Genomic DNA, 19,827 nt, shown 5'->3' with positions numbered 1-19,827 from the left:
CTCTACTTTCTTATCTTATAAAATTAAAACTTTTCTGAAAATTATCAAAAAGTAATATTTTTTTAGTTATTAGTTCTATACCGTATAGTACAAAAGAACTACCCCGCACTTTATTATTTTGAGTAAAATAATAAAGTGCGGGGTAGTTCTTTTAAATGATTTTCATTTAAGAAAATGGAACAAGCTGATTTCGCACGGCATATATGACTGCTTGTGAACGGCTTTTCACATTTAGTTTTCTGAAAATCTTATTAACATGGATTTTAACTGTCTTGTCACTGATATATAGAGCTTCAGCAATTTCCTTATTGCTAAGACCTTTAACCAATTCAAACAGTATTTCTTTTTCACGCTCTGTTAGTTCATTTTCATTTGATTCTGATTTCGTTTGCTGATGATATGTAATCAATTTTTTAGTCATACGCGGATGAATCACAGAATCTCCTTGTAATACCATTCGGATTGCCGCCACTACCTGCTCGGATGATGAATCCTTCAGTAAATAACCGTCTGCACCTGCCCGAAGAGCAGCCATCAAGTATTCATCATGTTCATACATAGTCAATACAAGAACACGGCAGTTCGGATACTGATCTTTCACAAGTGATGTAGCCTCAATACCATTTTTTCCTGGTAAATTAATATCCATTAAGATACAATCAGGCCTACACTCTTCCACTTTTTTTACTACTTCATCCCCGGAAACAGCTTCTCCAACTACTCGCATATCAGATTCGAGTTCCAATATACTTCGAATTCCATCACGCAAAACAGTATGATCATCCACTACTAATATTCGAATCATGATACTCCTCCCCCATTTCTGAATCTGGAATTAACAATGTGATTTCTGTACCTTTTCCTGCTGAACTATCAATCTGAAGGGCAGCCCCTAGCTGTTCAGCCTGTTCATTCATATGTAATATACCATAGTGCGGCTCATGCTTTGCTTTAATCATGGATTCAAAAAGAGAAAAACCAATTCCGTTATCCTTTACCTTTAAAAGTACATGTTCCCGTTGATAGCTTAATAAAATGTCAACTTTATCTGCCTTTGCATGCTTTATAATGTTCTGCAAGCTCTCCTGCAAAGTATCGAAAATAACTCGTTCTTTCGTAAAACTAAGTTTTCGAGAACGGCCTCTTTCATGATATGTAATGGCTAGACCATATTCTTGTTTTAAGGATTGAACCTTATTTATAATTGCTTGTTTTAGTCCTAATCTTTGTGTTGGATATGGCTTTAAAGCATAAATAGAATAACGAACTTCACTTAAACTCTTCCGTAATTTTTTTATGCTTGTATCTACCACTTGCTGCATGTCTTTTGGTCGATCTGCATATTTTTTCTGAGCCGACTCCATCTGAAATATCACTCCGGCCAATGCTTGTGCGATTCCATCGTGGATTTCACGAGCAATTCGATTTCGTTCTTCTAAAATTGTTCTTTTTTCCTGTTCAGAGACGAGTGTCCGCGTTTTAAGCAAGCTGCCTAATTGATTGGCAAACGTAGCTAAAGTCTGTACATCTTCAGTAATAAAACTCGCACTCCTGCTTTTCCCTGCCACAAACATTCCAACTAATTCATGATTTACCTTAAGAGGTAAATATACAAGAGAGCGCATAGTATTTTCAAACACTTCATCTCCCGGAGCCATACCTGTTTTCCAATCAGTAACAACAACAGTTTCGGATATCTCTTCAAACTCCTTATACAGGCCAGAATAATTAGAAATATCACGACGTACTTTTCCATCCTTTAATAAAAGTGTCCAGTTCTCTTCATCTTTCGCCCATAAAACATATGCCTGTATTCCTAGAAATCCTTTCAGTGATTGTTTCATCTGCTGTAAGTTTCCGGCAGATAGTCCACGACTTAATTCCGTCGTAATGGAAAAAAGCTTATATAATCGTTCTTTTTCCACCCGTATTTGTCTAACGAAAGAGCTAATGATACAGATTGCCACAAGCGGGAAAAAGAAGAACAGAACCATAATTTCATCCATCACTCCGCGATATCGGTAATCTAAAATATGTATAAGTGAAGAATAAAATAAACAAAAACTCAAACTCAAGAGTACTAACATATTCTTTTTACGCCACTCTTCTAGCGGATAGGGCTGAGGAAGAAGTATGATTAAAAGATCGTAAAATAAACCGTTAAAAAGGCAAAGGAATGCGCTGAATAAAAACAAAATTATGAATTTTTCATATAAAACTGAAAGATTCATTCCAGAAATAAAAAGAGAGAAACATTCACTGGAAAGCCATTCTGCTAATACGATACTAAGAGCAAGTTGCGCACAATTAAATACTGTCCTTTGCATAGATAAACGGCGAAACAATTGGATACATAACATCACACACACACACGAAACAACAGTTATATGTATTCCAAACTGCCAATTCATTGTATAAATAAGTGTAAGGCTGAGTGTGATCCCGCCTCTCCAAATGCGGATAGGAAAATACTCAGTAATTCCCATAAACATAATTAACAACAAAAGCAGTATAAGATGAGAAGGCATTTTACTTAAAAATAAAGAAACGATAAAAGCAATTAAACCAAGAAAAGAGATAGAATAAATATAAAAACTAGCTACTTGCTCTCTCATAGAAGTAAAATCTATCTTTTTCAAAACGATCCCTCCCTCAAAAAATTTATCCCGCTATTTGCGGGCAGCAGGGCTCCCACCTCAAAAGTCAGGTGGTAGCCCTGCTGCCCGTAAACGCCCGATTGGTGAAGGCTAATAATCAGTAGGGAATGAACAAAACCCCAACTGATTATAGTTTCACTTTATTATCATCATTATCTACTAAAAAACCGGCACTGGCAAAATGAGAATGTTCCCATTAGCCAATCACCGGCTGTGCACTGTCCCTTGGAAGGGGTGACACAATATTAGTATAAAACAGGCCTCTTCATTCCGCTACCCATCAAATGTTATATTTGTAAATATATTCTACGTCTATCGTATAGAACTAAAGATGTATATGAATCAATTTCATAATTGTTTGCGTGGAGCTGTTCCGCAACCAAACGTGACCTTTACTGGCTATTTAAAACGTGAAGAGAGTTTATTACACAATTATAAAATTTCGTTTACTAAATGATACATAAGGTGAAATATCGCTTTATTTCTATATTCATTATATCAAAAAAATACATAACTAAACAGACTTGTAATAAAAACCCATAAAAATTAAAATATGGTTATATAGTATTTTTACTGTATGATGATTTTAAGAAATTCCCCTTAAAATCAACTTACTCACATACCTTTATACAGTAATTGTTCCCCTATTTCTGTATATCAAAAAACCTTTCATTCATTTGAAAGGTCTTTTTGAGCCTGTACATATTCTTCTTTCGTGTTCACATTCATAAACCAATCCGCATTCGCTTGTACATCTTCTCCAGCAACATATTTCACATTACATTGTGATAAAAGCTGCCCCATGCTTCTTTTCTCTTCTTGAAGTAAAGTGTAAATCCTCTCTTTCACACAGTTATGATACGCCGCAAGTAACGGTTGTTTTCTTCCATTAATAATAGGTACAACCGCATCATACTCATCACTCGTTTGTTCTAATAAAATAGTAAACCACTCTTGTGAAACGTTTGGTGCATCGCAAGGCATAATAGCGTACCAATCTGCTTCTATATATTCCATTCCTGATACAATTCCAGCAAGTGGGCCGTTTCCTTTATAATGCGGAATATCTTCTATAACGGGAACTTGTACTAATTGCTCCACTCGCTCTTTTATATCAAAATGACTAATGACTACAACTTCTTGAATCGTACTTGTCATCACTTTCAAAATATGCTCAACAAAAGTACTCCCACCCCAGCCCGCTAGCGCTTTCGGTTCACCGAATCTACTCGACATACCACCTGCTAATACAATTCCAGCAAACTTACTCATTGGCGATGCAGCTCAAATGTAATATGACCTAACTCCGGTAAAATCAACTTATTCATCGCAAGACGAACTGCTTCGCTAGATCCCGGCATTGAGAAGACTACTTTGCGCCCAATCGTACCGCCGATTGCTCTACTTAACATCGCACTACTTCCGATATCTTCTAAATAACTAATCATACGAAATAACTCACCAAATCCGACAATTTCTTTATCTAATAACACTGACACCGCTTCAATCGTTACATCACGTTTCGTAATACCAGTTCCGCCATTGGTTAGTACGACATCAACATCTTCCCTATGATAACCAGCTAACACAGCTTGCTGAATACTTTCTTTATCATCTTTTACAATTTCATAAGAGGTCACTGTATGACCTGCTTCTTTTAACAATTCATGTAATAGTTGTCCGCTCTTATCCGTCTCTTCCATACGTGTATCGGAAATCGTAACAATTTTACAGCGTACTTCTTTTGGTGCTTGTTTTTTATGTTCAGTTACACTCATTTTCATCTTTCCTTTCTCGAAGACTTTTCTCCATTTTATCATACATATCTTTACACAATTATGTATGAAGCCCACAATGAAGCATGATACAATATAAGTATGTACACCCACAAAAAGGAAAATAAAAGAGTGTACTTTTTATACTCTTAGACTCCACATCATTAGCTACTCTTTAACTCACCTTATATTTTCTACATAATAGATTTAATTTTTAAATTTACACTACAAAATAAATCGGAGGTCTACATATTATGGAACTTTATAAAAAATTAACAACAACATTCATCCTCTTATTTATAGCTTCCATCACTGTCGGTTTTTCTCTAAAAGGAGCAATCCCATACGCTACATTAGTGAGCATTATATTCGCAACGCTCTTCTTACTGAGCAGTGCATTTTGTGCGGGCAAAGCACGTCAAATGAAAGGTTGATCCCACATGTTTCATAAAAAGCCAACAGTTTGTAAATCACGTGCGAAAGAAATACAAACGTATGAAAAATCGTGGATTCATATGCCCTTTCCGGCAAGCGGAATGACAAATACGAAAAAATATATTGAGGTAGAAGGAGAAGTGTATTGTAATTCATGCATTCAAATAATAAGTAAAATAAAATAAAAAAAGCTTTGCGCTCACCGCGCAAAGCTTTTTTTCATATATTATAGACCAGCTTGCTCTTTTAAAGCTACAGCTTTGTCTGTACGTTCCCATGAAAGATCTACATCAGTACGTCCAAAGTGGCCGTAAGCTGCTGTTTGTTTGTAAATCGGGCGACGTAAGTCTAGCATTTTAATAATACCAGCTGGGCGAAGATCGAAGTTGTTACGAACTAGTTCTACTAGTACGTCTTCAGATACTTTACCAGTGCCAAATGTATCAACTGAAATTGATACTGGTTGCGCTACGCCAATTGCGTATGCAAGTTGTACTTCTGCTTTGTCAGCAAGACCAGCTGCTACGATGTTTTTCGCAACATAACGAGCTGCATATGCTGCAGAACGGTCAACTTTTGTTGCATCTTTACCAGAGAATGCACCGCCACCGTGGCGAGCGTATCCACCGTAAGTATCAACGATGATTTTACGTCCTGTTAAACCAGCATCACCTTGAGGTCCACCAATTACGAAGCGACCAGTTGGGTTAATGAAGAATTTCGTTTCTCCATCCATTAATTCAGCTGGAACTACAGCTTTAATTACATGCTCTTTTAAATCGCGATCGATTTCTTCCCATGTAACATCTGGATGATGTTGTGTAGAAATTACAATTGTATCCACACGTACAGGTTTACCATTTTCATCATACTCAACTGTAACTTGCGTTTTTCCATCCGGACGTAAGTATGATAATGTGTCATCTTTACGTACTTCAGTTAAACGGCGAGCTAATTTGTGAGCAAGCGAGATTGGAAGTGGCATTAATTCTTGTGTTTCATTACATGCGAAGCCAAACATTAAACCTTGGTCTCCCGCACCAATTGCCTCAATCTCAGCGTCAGTCATTAGACCTTCGCGTGCTTCTAGCGCTTGGTCAACACCCATAGCGATGTCAGCAGATTGCTCATCGATAGATGTTAAAACTGCACAAGTTTCTGCATCGAATCCATATTTTGCGCGTGTGTAACCAATGCCTTGAATTGTTTCACGAACGATTTTCGGAATATCTACATAAGTAGAAGTCGTAATTTCCCCCGCTACCAATACTAAACCAGTTGTTACAGTTGTTTCACAAGCTACACGTGCATTTGCGTCCTTTGATAAGATCGCATCTAAAATTGAATCAGAAATTTGGTCACAAATTTTATCTGGATGTCCTTCAGTTACAGACTCAGATGTGAACAGATGACGTTTTTTTGTCATGTGGTAAACCTCCCTACAGTAATTGTATATATTGTACGGAACTCATCCTTAATTTGCCACAAACTGCGACATACATTTATTCTCCCACACAAGCATACAGAAAAACCTTTCCCACTTAACATAGAGGAAAGGTTTAATTTGCTACTTGCATACTGCTTTTTGCCCTTTGCTCTTATCGTTCGAGACCATTAGCCTCGCACAGGTTTTAGCACCTATTCACCTGTATTTACCACTACAAGTGAGGTTGCTGGGCTTCATCGGGCCTGTCCCTCCGCCAGCTCGGGATAAGAGAGTATCCGTCCCAACCTATACTAAAGAAATGATATTCATTTGTCAATTAATATTCACATTTTCCTGAAAGTTTTTCTCAATACGTATGGAATGAAATATAAATAAGGAAATAATACATTCACACAAACAAAAATAAATAAATAGTATACATTATTTATATAATTGTGTTATACTCTTGATGGGGATTACGAGAAATATTTCATTAAATGAAAAGGATGGTATATAAATATGAGTACTGTGAATGTCCAAATTGGTTTACATGAATTATTGAACGGAAGCAATGCACAGATTCAACTAAGTGTTCCGCAATTAGTGGAAAAAGTATTAATGCGAAATGAAGGGAAATTAACTTCTACTGGTGCCGTTTCTGCTTCAACAGGAAAATACACAGGACGTTCTCCTAAAGATAAATTTATTGTGAAGGAAGCATCGGTTGCTGACAAAATTGCTTGGGGAGCTGTGAACCAACCGATTTCTGAAGAACATTTTAATAAATTATATACGAAAGTTTTAGAATACTTAAAAGAAAAAGAAGAGTTATTCGTCTTCAAAGGATTTGCTGGCGCTGACCGCAACTATCGCCTACCAATTCAAGTTGTTAACGAATACGCATGGCATAATTTGTTCGTACATCAATTATTTATTCGTCCAACTGAAGAAGAATTAGCAACTCATGAATCAGAGTTCACAATTGTTTCTGCACCAAACTTTAAAGCAGATCCAGCAGTTGACGGTACAAATTCTGAAGCATTCATTATGGTTTCATTTGAACAACGTATCGTACTAATCGGTGGTACAGAATATGCTGGAGAAATGAAAAAATCAATCTTCTCTATTATGAACTTCTTACTACCTGAACAAGACATTCTTTCTATGCATTGCTCTGCAAACGTAGGTGAAGAAGGCGACGTAGCATTATTCTTCGGTTTATCTGGAACAGGTAAAACAACATTATCCGCTGATCCAAACCGTAAATTAATCGGTGATGATGAGCACGGTTGGTCTGATAATGGCGTATTCAATATTGAAGGCGGTTGCTACGCGAAATGTGTAAACCTTTCTCATGAGAAAGAACCACAAATCTTCGATGCAATCAAATTCGGTTCAGTTTTAGAAAACGTTGTCATTGATGGTCAAACACGCATCGCTGACTATAACGATACTACTTTAACAGAAAATACACGTGCTGCATACCCTATGCATGCGATTGACAATATCGTACTACCAAGTGTTGCAGGACATCCAAATACAATTATTTTCTTAACTGCTGATGCATCTGGCGTATTGCCTCCAATCAGTAAGTTATCAAAAGAGCAAGCTATGTACCATTTCTTAAGCGGTTACACTAGTAAACTAGCAGGAACAGAGCGCGGCGTTACATCTCCGCAAGCTACATTCTCAACTTGCTTCGGTTCACCGTTCTTACCACTTGATGCATCTCGCTATGCTGAAATGCTTGGTGAAAAAATCGAGAAACATGATGCGAAAGTATTCTTAGTAAACACTGGCTGGACTGGTGGCGAATACGGCGTTGGTAAACGTATGAACTTAGGTTATACTCGCGCAATGATTCAAGCAGCATTAAGCGGCGAACTTGCAAAAGCTGAAACTGCGAAACACGACATCTTCGGTCTTGAAGTTCCACTTCACGTACCAGGTGTACCTGACGAAGTATTAATGCCTGAACAAACTTGGGCTGATAAAGATGCTTACAAAGTGAAAGCAATTGAGCTTGCAAACGAATTCAAAGCAAACTTCAAAAAGTTTGATAGCGTTTCTGAAGATATTATTAACTTAGGCGGCCCAATCGCTTAAGTATAAACTTTCTGTTGGAATAACCCTTTACTCATATGAATAAGTGTCGTGTAACCGTAAAGTTTCGCGTACTCACCGACAAAACCCAATGCGGCTTAACGGTTACACACACTTACATAAAAAAGAAGCTTACGTTTTTTACGTAAGCTTCTTTCTATATCTTATATAAAGTGAAACATTAATCCCTTCATCTGTGACTTAGCTCATAAAATTACAGAAAATTCACTTTATAACCATTCGTTTTTTAGTTTTCATGGTAAAATTTACATATACAGGAAAGGAGCAGTCCTATGAAAAATTTTTCTCGTACAGGAAAAATTTTATTCAGTTATGGAGCGATTCAAATATTTTGGGGACTTGTGATGCTTAACGTTAATTTATTTGAGCATACAAGTGAAATGATAAAATACATTATTCTAATTACTGGACTAGTTTGTTGTATTATATCCAATTTTTTTAAAGAACCTAAGAGTCATACTAATACGTAATTTCATATTAACTTATTGGAAGCAGAAACCTGTATTTTATGCAAAGTTTCGCTTCCTGTTGTACTACCCTTCGCTGAATCCTCTATTCCATCTAAAAAGAGGCTTTTTATCTTTTTATCTCTTTTAGCTCTTTGTTAATTCTTTCTCATCTTTCATACTATAGTATCCTAAATTAACAACAATTAAGAAATAACCGCCCATAATCCCTACTGCAAATGCCCACATAACCATATGGTGCTCAATCTCGTACATAATAATAGCACCTAAAATGGCAGCTGCAAAGCGATTAAACATACCAAGCGTCGGCGCCTTCGTCTTCTTTACGAGACTATCTCCAAGCTTTTCAATCCGTCTCCCTAAAAGCCAAACACAGTACATACTTACAATAAGTCCAATTCCAGCACCGAGAAAATGTGCTGAAAACGGTGTTAACATCCAGCCTAATAACAGAATACCTAGTAGATAATACGATTGAATTTTAAACGATCTTAATGACATACTAATCATGCTGTACTCCCCTTCAATGTTTTTTCTATTTATCCAACAAAAGCTGTATAACTCATTTCTTTCGAGTCCATACTACTTAAAATCCATTTCACTCAAATAAAAAAACATAAACAGTATGTTTATGTTGTTAAAATGTTTTTAGAAAATAATATTATACAAGATTATTAATATAGAATCCCTCACAAATGTGACGTTTTTCAAAACATTTTCCGTCCAATTATGAAAAAAGTGATATCAATCTATGAACATACGGATATGATGTAATAAGCACATAAATAAAGGGGGCGTCTAATGATTTATTTTTTAATGGCTCTCATTCACCTCATTGTCCCTGCACTTATTGGACTTTCCTTATATTGGTACACGAAAAAACATAGTATTTTCTATGCTGTCCTCGGTGTTCTTCTTCCAGGTATTATTCTTATTACACTCTTCCGTATTCCATTTTTAAACTTAATTCCACTTATTACTGCGATTTTATTTCTCATCTTCTTACCAAAAATAAAAAAATAGGAAAGCAGATCATAGGTGATCTGTTTTCCTATTTTGATATAAGTTTTTCTACAGTAGCATGCACCTTTACTTTCTCTGATTTCACAAACCATAGACCGAAGAAAATGATGATTCCACCGATTATTTGTTGTAATGAAACATATTCATTTGCCCATACAGCTGCAAATAAAACAGCTACAAGCGGTGTAATATACATATATACCATCGTATGTGATGCTCCAATTTTTTGGACACCAACATACCACATAACTAAGCCGAATACCGTTACAAAGAAAATAGAATATAGTAAGGCAAATAGTGTCATTCCGTGTGTAATACGAAATGGCATGGCAAATACATGTGGACCACTTAACAATAAAAGCGGGATTGCGCCAACTAATGCCGACCATGCCGTAACACGTAGTGCCGAGTACTTTTTAATTAACGGTCCTGCTAAAACAGGATAAAGCCCCCAGCATATCGATGTAATTAGTCCAATTCCATTTCCGTAAAAAGAACTAGCGAGTGAATGACCAGCTACTAAAACTAATGCAGCACCGGCAAAGGCAATCATAGAACCAATGAACTTTCGAGAAGAAAATTTTTCTTGTTTCAAGAAAATCGCAAATACAGTTGTAAAAATTGGTGAAATAGAAATGAGTAAGGAGGCATTTGTAGCGGATGTATATTTGACAGTTTCCATAAATAGCGTTTGATACAGTACAATACCTACCGTGCTAACGATGATTAATCTTGGTATATCTTTTCGCTCCATATAAAGCGATTTTTCAATAAAGAATGTAAGTAATAACAGTAGTGGTGCCGCAGCCATCATTCGAAGCGCGGTAAATTCAATTGCGGTAAATTCTAAAAATCCATATTTTGCAATCGTATAGTTAATACCCCAAATAATAACAACACTTAAAATTAATAATTCAATTCCCCATTTTCTCATGCGTATCCCCTCCGCAAAGAAAATTATACAGAAAATTCAATCATATGTACATTTCATTATGTGAAAAAATCTTTTTATTAAGCCTTCTTTTGGTAAATAAAATTATATCGGCGATTTTCTGAATATATCGACCGTAACTCAAAATATATCAGCGATTTTTCGAATATATCGACCGTAACTCAAAATATATCAGCGATTTTTCAAATATATCGACTTATCAACAAAAAACGACAATAATAGCACCTCATACAATAAAAAGGTGGTTCCAAAATACATTTTGGAACCACCTTCCTTTTACTACACTCGAACATGTAACTTCATAGTTGGATTATAAAATTGGCTTGGGCTCTTCAGCTGAAAAGTTCCTCCACCTTCATGCCAATCAACGGTTAACTTATCATCCATAAATACAAGCTTTGTGCGATCTGCAATAAAATTCATTGCGCTGGATTCGATATCCACATCGCGCTCATCTTTTTCCGCTACAGCTACTAAATCGATGATTCCGCTCATTACACAACCGCAACCTTCATTATCGTAAAATAACTTTATATATTTCGCTTCATTTGGAATCGTATCCATAATCTTTTTATATGCTGCTTCTGTTACAGTAACGTACATACGTTAATCTTCATCCTCTCTTCTCGTATCCTTCATATATTGTACCACCATTTTTCTCAAAAAATATATACAGAAAATTAAGACTAATATACACTATATGTAATAAAGGAGGTTGTATCACGTATGTTCAAATTACTGCGATACCCCATCTTCTTAGGTCTACTCGGTAGCTTTTTTATTTCTAGCGGAATGGTATTACAACATATACTTCCCTATTCTCCTTCTCTCGGTTGGATTCTAGGTTTTTTGTGCTTCCTATCCGCTTCTTATTTTGCCATGAAAAACAAAAACAACTAACAGGGTAAGGATTATTTTAAGGAGGATAACACAACATGCCAGCCTTAAAAGAAATAGAACAATCACTTAATCATTTATTCCAAATTGAAAAATACGGAAAAGACAGTTCCTTTAGTCGTTTCCTTCCAGCTACATATGATCAAATCCAGTTTCCATGGCAACAATTTTTCGAAGCAACTTTTGTTGAGCTATTTAACGGTCTTATGATAAGAGGCGCTGAAAATGTAAATACAATCTTTTTAGCTGTGTTCCCAACTGATGATGTTCTCGAAAAATTCATTTCACAATCCCGGCCAGGTGATTTACTCTTCATGCACCATCCAATTGTGATGGAGTGCAGTGATCCACTCGGAAAGTCAGGGCGAGGATTTACTCCAATTTCATCAAAATATTTGCAGGCAATTAAAGAAAAACAACTTTCTATATATACATGTCACGTTCCAATGGATTTTCATCAAACGCATGGAACTAGCATTTCAATCGCAAAAGCACTACAAGCCAATGTAATTGACGGGTTTGCTTACGGTGGTCCAGAAACAGAACCAGTCGGTCTCATTTGTGAAATAGATGAAACAACAACAGAAAAACTCCAAAAACATCTAAAAAAACTCTTTAACATTCCTTATACAGACTTCGAAGGTAAACAACATGATTTCATCAAGAAAATTGCAATTATCGCTGGCTGCGGCGATGTCGTATCTTTAATGAAAGAAGCAGAAGAAAAAGGTGCTGAAGCATATATTACAGGAGAAATCCATTGCCATATCGACAATGATTACGGCAGGCATAAATACTCGCTCATTATGGATTACGTAAAAGAAACAAATATGTCACTCATCGGTGTGTCACACTCTGCCTCTGAATATTTAGTGAAAGAGACATTGATGTATGATTGGTTTAAAGAGAATTTTGGTGCGAATGTTACTTTGCTTCCACAGGAAAAATGGTGGTTATAAGACCTCCCCTATTTTTGAAATCTATATACACAATACAATCGGCCACACAAAAATATAGAATCTATAATATATATATAGTGGTTCTACTTTTATAATAGATTTTCAAAAATATAGAAAGGAGAAAGTACATGTATCAACGCAATTGTTTTAGTTGTGACGGTAGACGTAACAGTGGTTCTATCGGAAGCACTGGACCTACTGGCATCACTGGGACTACCGGGAGCACTGGACCTACTGGGAACACCGGACCCGCTGGAAGCAGTTCAGCAAAAAGCATCCTTTTCCAAGGAACTAACACTGGGTTTCAACGTATAGCAGGTGCTCCAGCAGTTGATTCCAATATTATTCCTTATGTAGTTGCTGGATCTGGAAATATAGCTGGTTTTTCTGCATCTATAAATGTAAATAATTTGCCTATAGAAGTTTATACAATTCAAATCTGCACTAATGTCCCAACAAACCTTTCCGCCCCTACCTCTAATCACGTTATATCTACTATTACTTTTACCACTACGGCTAAAATCACTGGAACAATCACATTTGCTATTACTCCTTCAGACGTTGGATCACAGCTGGTTCAAGTGTATGATCCTACCCCTTTACCGGGACCTGCCACTGTTATTTGGACTAGTACAACAACTGGAAATCCAGTTTCCAGAGGAGATGCATTATGCCTTTATATTAGCCCTGGGATTACTGACAGTGCTATATACTCCATTTTTCTGATTACCTCTATTTAAACTGTACTCTATAGAAAAAACTTTACTCAGTAGGGGGATCCCTTCCCTACTGATTATTGGTTGAACCAATTGGATCTTAACGCAAGATAAATCAAAAAAACATCACTTTTGATTAAGTGATGTTTTCCATTTATCTCTTACACTATCATTAAATCGGCAACATAATCTCAACAGTCGTTCCAACTCCAACTTCACTTTCAAAGTTCAATTTACCGTGGTGATCTTTAATAATATTTTCCGTAACTACTAATCCTAAGCCTGTTCCAGTTTCTTTCGTTGTGTAAAAAGCTTCATTCAGCTTCGGAATTTTATCTTTTGGAATGCCGCATCCCTCATCTATAATTTGCACAATGATTACATCTTTCACTATAACTTTCACAGTAATAGTTCCACCAACTGACATTGCTTCAATCGCATTTTTTATTAAATTAAAAAATACTTGTTTCAATCGTTTTTCATCGCATGTAATTGAAGGGATATCTTTACTATAAATAGCATGCATCTTTATCCCTTGTTCTAAAGCTGGCTTTTCCATAACCCTGATAACATAAGAGATAATTTCTTTAATATTATGAGTTTCTGACTCTAGCGATTTAGGCTTCTCAAACCCACTGAGTTCTGTAGCTATTGTATGAATTCGCTCTATTTCCTGTCTCATAATTTCACTATAAATCTTATCTTCTGGATGTTTTTTTGCTTGCTTGTTCACAAGTTTTTTCAATTTTTCTAACGGTCTTCTAATCTTATCGCCAATTACAGCTGCCATTTGTCCAACCATCGCTAATTTTTCTACCTTTTGTATTTCTTTGTCCATCATTTCAAGTGTACGAACGTAAGATTGGAATCTTAAGAATATAATCCAACATATAATAACAAACGCGCTGTATAATGCCATTGGGATAAGAACGATAAAAGATTGTACAACGAATCCCATAAGTACATATTTTCCAACAATAGTTCCGGCAACTAACCAAAAGTACCTCTTATTCACAAATATCGGTGCACATAAAATAAAGAATCCTTCTACTATATTCCCACCATCAAATTCCGCATCACTTCCGTAATAAATAATGAAGTTATTAATAAAATCCAATATGTTATAGCCAATTAAAATAATATACTTCACAATATACGGCTTTTCCCATTTTATTATATAAAATCCGACAAGGAATAATCCAATCATCAAACTATGTAGCCATAGACCTAATCCTTCTCCAAAAACATCTGCTAGTTTTTGATTTTCATCTGATAAAAGGACCATAGCCTTTTCAGCAAAATCATACGCAAAAAATATAAAGAAGAATAAGCTTGAAAATATTTTTAACGCCTTTATCTCTTCTTTTTCAAATATATTGCCTTTTTCCATATGATAACTCCTTTAACAACCCCTCTTAATCTTGTGTCACATTGCTCTTACGTTTTTTCGGAAGCAGTATTTCTACTCTCGTTCCCTTTTTTACTTCACTAGAAATATGTAATTCTCCAAGATGCTCTGTAATAATTCGCTCTGCTACCGTAAGACCTAATCCAATTCTATCTTGCTTTGTTGTATAAAAAGCATTCTTAACTCTTCCTAAATTATCCTTTTTTATCCCAAAGCCACTATCTACTATACTTACTATTACGTAATCTCTTTTTTTATTTTCAACTTGTATTTTTAATGTTCCACCATGTTCCATTGCCTCTAAAGCATTTTTAATAACATACAAAAATACTCCTTTTAATTTGCGTTTATCACATTCAATTTCACTTCTATTTTCCTCTTCATTAAAGGTGCAATTTATATTTAACTCGTCCATTTTTCCGCGCATATTTTCTACTGCCTGTACTAAAACATCACTTACAATATGTTTTTCATAAACAGAAGGTTTACATGTAGCAATCTCCATTAATTCACTAATCATATTATTCATATTTTCTATTTCAAGAATCATTTGTCCATATGTTGCATCTTTTTCGTGTTTCTCTTTTTGTAATTGCGTAAACCCTTTTAATGAAGCAAGTGGATTTTTAATTTCATGCCCAACTGTCGCTGCCATTTTTCCGATAACCGCCAATTTTTGTGACTGACTTGCTTCTGCAATACGTCCCTTTACTGCTGAAAGATATTGTAAAAATCGATTTAAAATAATAAATGACACGAAAAGCAACAACATATTGATAACAAGAGACATAAACAAGTTAAGTTCTCCAAATACAAATAGGTATATCATATATTTTCCTATGAGAAATGGCGCTAAGATAAATAAATATCTTTTACTCAAAAATATCGGTACGAAGAAAATGAAAATAAATTCAATTACATTCCCTTCATCAAATGCTATTGTATTATGAAAAACATACCATCCAATATTAAAAATCTCTGCGATCATGTATGCAAATAAATATGTATATTTAACTAAATACGCTTTTCCTCTCTCCAATAAGTAAACACTAATACCTAATATAACCATAATATATGCAAGCTTCCATATCACTTTATGCCAATTTCCTAAAGGCATTGTATCTTCTATCATAATCGTGTATGTAACCTCATATACAATTAAAATAATATGCATTACCCATAAGAAAATCTTAGCGTTTGTTTTTTCTTCTTTAGCTGATAGAAAACTCTCTTCCACTTCAACACCCCTTCAAAAGAATACCATTTATTATAATAAATGATTTTCATAGACAAACAAAGATAAATTGAACAAATGAGGAAAATCAATCCATAGATAATATACTTCTCCAGACCATATGTAAGCATAAAAACCATGAACAATAATACGTATAGTATGGGAGGTGCTTTATATGGATAGTCGGGAAAATAAGAAGATAGAACAGTTACAATCCTTTACGAAAAACAATGAAGGAAAAGAGATGACAACGAATACGGGTGTCAAAATTTCAAATGATGAAAACTCTTTAACCGCCGGCGATCGTGGCCCTACACTTTTAGAAGATTTCCTTATGCGAGAGAAACTCGCTCATTTTGACCGTGAACGAATTCCTGAAAGAGTCGTTCATGCCCGTGGTTACGGAGCACATGGTGTTTTTGAGCTATATGAATCTTTAGAAGACTTAACAATGGCTCATTTTTTACAAGACCCATCTAAAAAGACACCTATTTTTATTCGTTTTTCCGAAGTTGCTGGATCAAAAGGTGCAAATGAAACGAACCGAGATGTACGAGGGTTCGCTGTTAAGTTTTATACAGAAGAAGGAAATTTCGATTTAGTAGGAAACAACATTCCAATTTTCTTCATTCAAGATGGTATTAAATTTCCGGATCTTATTCATGCTCTTAAGCCCGAGCCACATAATGAGATTCCTCAGGGGCAAACAGCACATGATACTTTTTGGGACTTTATCGCCAATAATCAAGAATCAGCTGCGATGATGATGTGGATTATGTCGGATCGCTCAATTCCGAGAAGTTTTCGAATGATGCAAGGATTCGGCGTTCATACATTTCGCTTAGTTAATACACACGGAAAGTCCCGATTCGTAAAATTCCACTGGAAGCCTAAGCTTGGCGTTCACTCGTTAATTTGGGATGAAGCTCAAAAACTAGGCGGTGCTGATCCAGATTATCATCGCCGTGATTTATGGGAAAATATTAATGCTGGAAACTACCCTGAGTATGAACTTGGCATTCAAATTTTAGAAGAAGAGGATGAATTTAAATACGATTTCGATATATTAGATGCAACAAAAATTTGGCCGGAAGAAGACTTCCCTGTTAAAATCATCGGAAAAATGACGTTAAATCGGAACGTTGATAACGTATTTGCTGAAACAGAACAAGTCGCGCTGCATCCTGGAAGCATTGTCCGTGGTATTGATTTTACAAATGATCCTCTCTTACAAGGTAGGCTCTTTTCTTATACAGATACACAATTGGCGCGCGTCGGTACAAACTATCAAGAATTACCGATTAATCGTCCGGTATGCCCGTTTCATAACAACCAAAGAGATGGTGCTTCTAAATATATAATTGATAAAGGGAAAGTCGCTTATCATAATAACTCCTTAGCTAATAACTCTCCTTACACTGTCCCCGGAACAAAGGGTGGATTTGTTACATACCCTTCTACTGTATCTGGGCATAAAACGAGAGAAACAGCTGCAAGTTTTAAAGACCACTTCTCACAAGCACGCTTATTTTGGAATAGTATGAGTCACGTCGAAAAAATCCATATTATGCAAGCCTTCTCCTTTGAATTAGGAAAAGTAAAAAGTAAATCCGTTCGCCAACAAGTCGTAAGTATGATTGGTCATATTAGTACAGAATTGGCTACTTTAGTCGCAGAAGCGGTTGGGGCAACAGTACCAGATGTTCAAGAATCCAATGTCACAAAATCATCTCCAGCACTCAGTATGGCAAATACAACATTTAGTCCAAGTACATTACGGGTAGGTGTCATTGTTGCAAACGGGTATGACGGACAAAACGCACAATCTATGCTTCAGCACTTCAAACGAGTCGGTCTGCAGCCAGTAATTATTTCTGAACGATTAGGTATAGTGCAAGGAACACAAAATGTACAGTGGGAAGTGAATGATACTTTCTTAACAGGATCACCACTTCTTTATGACGGGCTATTTCTTATCGGTGGAAACCTTGATGATCATTTTCTTAACAAAGCAAGTTCATTTGTCGTAGAATCATATAATCACTTTAAGCCCATTGGCGCTTTTCAAAATGGAACTACTATTATTCAATCTTTAAATATCGAAAAAAAGCCTGGCGTTATAACAGAACAAAACCCTACTCTATTTGCGAATGAATTTATTCAGGCAATGACAAAACAGCGCTTTTGGGAGAGAGCCTATTAAAATGCATGAGGAGGATATACCATGTTCGTTACAGTGGAAAAAGATGTACATATTTTTGTGCAAGATATGAACCCAGGTCCTGACAGTAAAACTGTTTTCTTCGTACACGGATGGCCTTTAAATCACCAAATGTTTCAATATCAATTCAATGTTTTACCACAGCACGGGTTTCGCTGTGTCGCCATGGACATTCGCGGAAACGGGCAATCTGATAAACCATGGACCGGTTACACATATGATCGTTTAGCTGATGATATCGCAGTTGTATTAGAAGCACTTCAAATAGAAAATGCTACGTTAGTTGGTTTCTCAGTCGGCGGTGCTCTTTCTATTCGATACATGTCACGATATAACGGTCGCCATATTTCTAAACTTGCATTAATCGATGCCGTCTCCCCCTCTTTCGTAAAAAACCAACAATCCCCTTACGGCGTACCGAAAGAACAAGCAGATACCCTTATTAATCAAATGTATGTAAATTTGCCTAAATTTCTAAATGATGTATCTTTATCATTTTTTAATAGAAACTTAGGAGCTGCTACGTTAGAATGGTTTTCTTATCTTGGTATGCAGTCCGCTTCATATGCTCTCATCAAAATTTTGCAAGCCGCTGCAAACGAAGACGTAACGAAGGACTTAAGTAAAATTAACGTTCCAACAAAAATATTCCACGGTGTTCACGATCAACTCATTCCTTATAAAAGCGCTGAGCTAACAAAAGAGCGAATTAAAAACTCTGAAATATACCCTCTTACAAATAGCGGGCACGGCTCTCCTATCGATCAAGCGGATGAGTTAAATAAAGAACTTATTAAATTTTTAAATTCATAGTTACTTTACAAAAAAAGAATTTGCCCTTATTGCAAATTCTTTTTCTTAACTACCTTTTTCTATCGATTTAGAAGACACCAGAATGAACAATGATTTATCTATTTCCTTCTTTTCCTGTCTTTGTTCATATGGCTCTTTCTTTATTTCTTTATCCCTTTAATCATCATATGTAAAACGAATATAGAAACAGTAAAGAATAGTAGTGGTGCAATGACAATCCATGGTGCTACTAAAAATTCATTTTTGTATAGAACAATTAAACCCGCCCATTCATTCGTAAGTGAGTATGGTTTCCCCGTATCATAATCTACACCTCATCCTCCAATTAAAATCCCAAAGAACGACAAGAATTTCTTTTAGATACAATCATATATGCTTTCTAATAACCCGACACTTTGAAGCTCCTCCTGTAATACGATTCACTCGGTAATATATAATAGCAAATAGAATATAGAATGGTACAAATAAGAAATTCTATTATTTTCCTGCCCCAAAAACTATTCAATATCCCACCTCTTTTTTTAAAATTACCACACACCTTAATTATAACTGATCCTTCATACGCATATCTGAATAAAAAAATATCCGATTATAAACTAAACGAAAAATTCACACACTTCTCACAAATCAATCAATAAAACGATTCTATTTTAATTTATACTAAATGTACAGGTAATACTCCCTAAACCCAGATTGTCTGTTTACCCCGTTAAATACTAT

At 35.7% G+C, this 19,827-nt stretch carries 18 protein-coding genes, 2 pseudogenes and 1 riboswitch; of the genes and pseudogenes, 9 read left to right on the top strand and 11 right to left on the bottom strand.

Going from position 1 to position 19,827, the window contains the following annotated elements:
• Positions 1–166: 166 nt before the first annotated feature.
• The 4 genes from JDS80_RS11625 to JDS80_RS11610 form a co-directional block, all read right to left on the bottom strand.
• Positions 167–805: a response regulator gene (locus tag JDS80_RS11625; protein WP_071771107.1), complete on the bottom strand. Its 639-nt coding sequence runs from the start codon at positions 803–805 to the stop codon at positions 167–169.
• Complete coding sequence (locus JDS80_RS11620; protein WP_199638505.1) at positions 780–2,639, bottom strand: GAF domain-containing sensor histidine kinase; 1,860 nt, start codon at positions 2,637–2,639, stop codon at positions 780–782. The genes JDS80_RS11625 and JDS80_RS11620 overlap by 26 nt, the downstream gene beginning before the upstream one ends.
• A 687-nt stretch (positions 2,640–3,326) precedes the next feature.
• Complete coding sequence (locus tag JDS80_RS11615; protein WP_199638503.1) at positions 3,327–3,929, bottom strand: molybdenum cofactor guanylyltransferase; 603 nt, start codon at positions 3,927–3,929, stop codon at positions 3,327–3,329.
• On the bottom strand, positions 3,926–4,435 hold the full coding sequence (locus JDS80_RS11610) for a MogA/MoaB family molybdenum cofactor biosynthesis protein (RefSeq protein ID WP_199638501.1): 510 nt from the start codon (positions 4,433–4,435) through the stop codon (positions 3,926–3,928). The genes JDS80_RS11615 and JDS80_RS11610 overlap by 4 nt, the downstream gene beginning before the upstream one ends.
• A 251-nt stretch (positions 4,436–4,686) precedes the next feature.
• Here JDS80_RS11610 and JDS80_RS11605 point away from each other — a divergent pair, with 251 nt between their 5' ends.
• Together JDS80_RS11605 and JDS80_RS11600 are read left to right on the top strand one after the other, a co-directional pair.
• Positions 4,687–4,866 (top strand): hypothetical protein, encoded by a 180-nt coding sequence (locus tag JDS80_RS11605; protein ID WP_000424797.1) that lies wholly within the window; start codon positions 4,687–4,689, stop codon positions 4,864–4,866.
• A gap of 6 nt (positions 4,867–4,872) precedes the next feature.
• Complete coding sequence (locus JDS80_RS11600) at positions 4,873–5,052, top strand: hypothetical protein (RefSeq protein ID WP_199638499.1); 180 nt, start codon at positions 4,873–4,875, stop codon at positions 5,050–5,052.
• A gap of 41 nt (positions 5,053–5,093) precedes the next feature.
• Here the strand turns inward: JDS80_RS11600 and metK are convergent, their stop codons facing one another.
• A complete protein-coding gene (gene metK / locus JDS80_RS11595) occupies positions 5,094–6,293 on the bottom strand; it encodes a methionine adenosyltransferase (RefSeq protein WP_000163112.1) in 1,200 nt (399 codons plus the stop codon).
• 169 nt (positions 6,294–6,462) lie between these two features.
• A riboswitch (SAM riboswitch) is annotated at positions 6,463–6,584 on the bottom strand.
• A 228-nt stretch (positions 6,585–6,812) separates the two neighbouring features.
• Here metK and pckA point away from each other — a divergent pair.
• Together pckA and JDS80_RS11585 are read left to right on the top strand one after the other, a co-directional pair.
• Positions 6,813–8,399, top strand: coding sequence for a phosphoenolpyruvate carboxykinase (ATP) (gene pckA / locus JDS80_RS11590; protein ID WP_071744427.1), 1,587 nt, complete (start codon positions 6,813–6,815; stop codon positions 8,397–8,399).
• A 290-nt stretch (positions 8,400–8,689) separates the two neighbouring features.
• Complete coding sequence (locus tag JDS80_RS11585) at positions 8,690–8,887, top strand: hypothetical protein (protein WP_071771111.1); 198 nt, start codon at positions 8,690–8,692, stop codon at positions 8,885–8,887.
• 123 nt (positions 8,888–9,010) lie between these two features.
• Here the strand turns inward: JDS80_RS11585 and JDS80_RS11580 are convergent, their stop codons facing one another.
• A complete protein-coding gene (locus JDS80_RS11580; RefSeq protein ID WP_000624940.1) occupies positions 9,011–9,394 on the bottom strand; it encodes an ATP synthase subunit I in 384 nt (127 codons plus the stop codon).
• 291 nt (positions 9,395–9,685) lie between these two features.
• Between JDS80_RS11580 and JDS80_RS11575 the strand changes: the two genes are divergently transcribed.
• Positions 9,686–9,907 carry a hypothetical protein gene (locus JDS80_RS11575; protein ID WP_002123250.1) on the top strand — a complete coding sequence of 74 codons (222 nt, stop codon included), beginning with the start codon at positions 9,686–9,688 and terminating at the stop codon, positions 9,905–9,907.
• 28 nt (positions 9,908–9,935) lie between these two features.
• Here JDS80_RS11575 and JDS80_RS11570 read toward each other — a convergent pair whose 3' ends face one another.
• Together JDS80_RS11570 and JDS80_RS11565 are read right to left on the bottom strand one after the other, a co-directional pair.
• Positions 9,936–10,841 (bottom strand): DMT family transporter, encoded by a 906-nt coding sequence (locus JDS80_RS11570; RefSeq protein ID WP_071771112.1) that lies wholly within the window; start codon positions 10,839–10,841, stop codon positions 9,936–9,938.
• Positions 10,842–11,138: 297 nt separating this feature from the next.
• Entirely contained in the window at positions 11,139–11,462 is a 324-nt protein-coding gene (locus JDS80_RS11565) for an iron-sulfur cluster biosynthesis family protein (RefSeq protein ID WP_071744424.1), read from the bottom strand.
• Between the two features lie 332 nt (positions 11,463–11,794).
• On the opposite strand from JDS80_RS11565, the gene JDS80_RS11560 reads away from it, so the two are divergent.
• Both JDS80_RS11560 and JDS80_RS11555 read left to right on the top strand, forming a co-directional pair.
• Positions 11,795–12,715, top strand: a complete 921-nt coding sequence (locus JDS80_RS11560; RefSeq protein ID WP_199638497.1) for a Nif3-like dinuclear metal center hexameric protein — start codon at positions 11,795–11,797, stop codon at positions 12,713–12,715.
• A 170-nt stretch (positions 12,716–12,885) separates the two neighbouring features.
• Positions 12,886–13,455 (top strand): annotated as a pseudogene (locus tag JDS80_RS11555) (collagen-like protein); the annotation flags it as partial.
• 148 nt (positions 13,456–13,603) lie between these two features.
• Here JDS80_RS11555 and JDS80_RS11550 read toward each other — a convergent pair.
• Complete coding sequence (locus JDS80_RS11550) at positions 13,604–14,821, bottom strand: ATP-binding protein (RefSeq protein ID WP_199638493.1); 1,218 nt, start codon at positions 14,819–14,821, stop codon at positions 13,604–13,606.
• A 25-nt stretch (positions 14,822–14,846) separates the two neighbouring features.
• Positions 14,847–16,076, bottom strand: a complete 1,230-nt coding sequence (locus JDS80_RS11545) for an ATP-binding protein (RefSeq protein WP_199638491.1) — start codon at positions 16,074–16,076, stop codon at positions 14,847–14,849.
• A 172-nt stretch (positions 16,077–16,248) separates the two neighbouring features.
• On the opposite strand from JDS80_RS11545, the gene JDS80_RS11540 reads away from it, so the two are divergent.
• Both JDS80_RS11540 and JDS80_RS11535 read left to right on the top strand, forming a co-directional pair.
• Entirely contained in the window at positions 16,249–18,276 is a 2,028-nt protein-coding gene (locus JDS80_RS11540; RefSeq protein ID WP_199638489.1) for a catalase, read from the top strand.
• A gap of 21 nt (positions 18,277–18,297) precedes the next feature.
• The gene (locus JDS80_RS11535) at positions 18,298–19,107 is read left to right on the top strand and encodes an alpha/beta fold hydrolase (RefSeq protein WP_199638487.1); all 810 of its coding nucleotides are present in this window, start codon (positions 18,298–18,300) and stop codon (positions 19,105–19,107) included.
• Between the two features lie 45 nt (positions 19,108–19,152).
• On the opposite strand, the pseudogene JDS80_RS32330 reads toward JDS80_RS11535, so the two are convergent.
• Positions 19,153–19,512: pseudogene (locus JDS80_RS32330) on the bottom strand (ABC transporter permease subunit); the annotation flags it as partial.
• Between the last annotated feature and the right edge of the window lie 315 nt (positions 19,513–19,827).

The organism is Bacillus cereus group sp. N8, assembly GCF_016483685.1.
GTDB lineage: Bacteria > Bacillota > Bacilli > Bacillales > Bacillaceae_G > Bacillus_A > Bacillus_A proteolyticus.
Note: the sequence above shows the minus strand (reverse complement) of the source record. Positions and strands in the feature narration are given on the sequence as shown.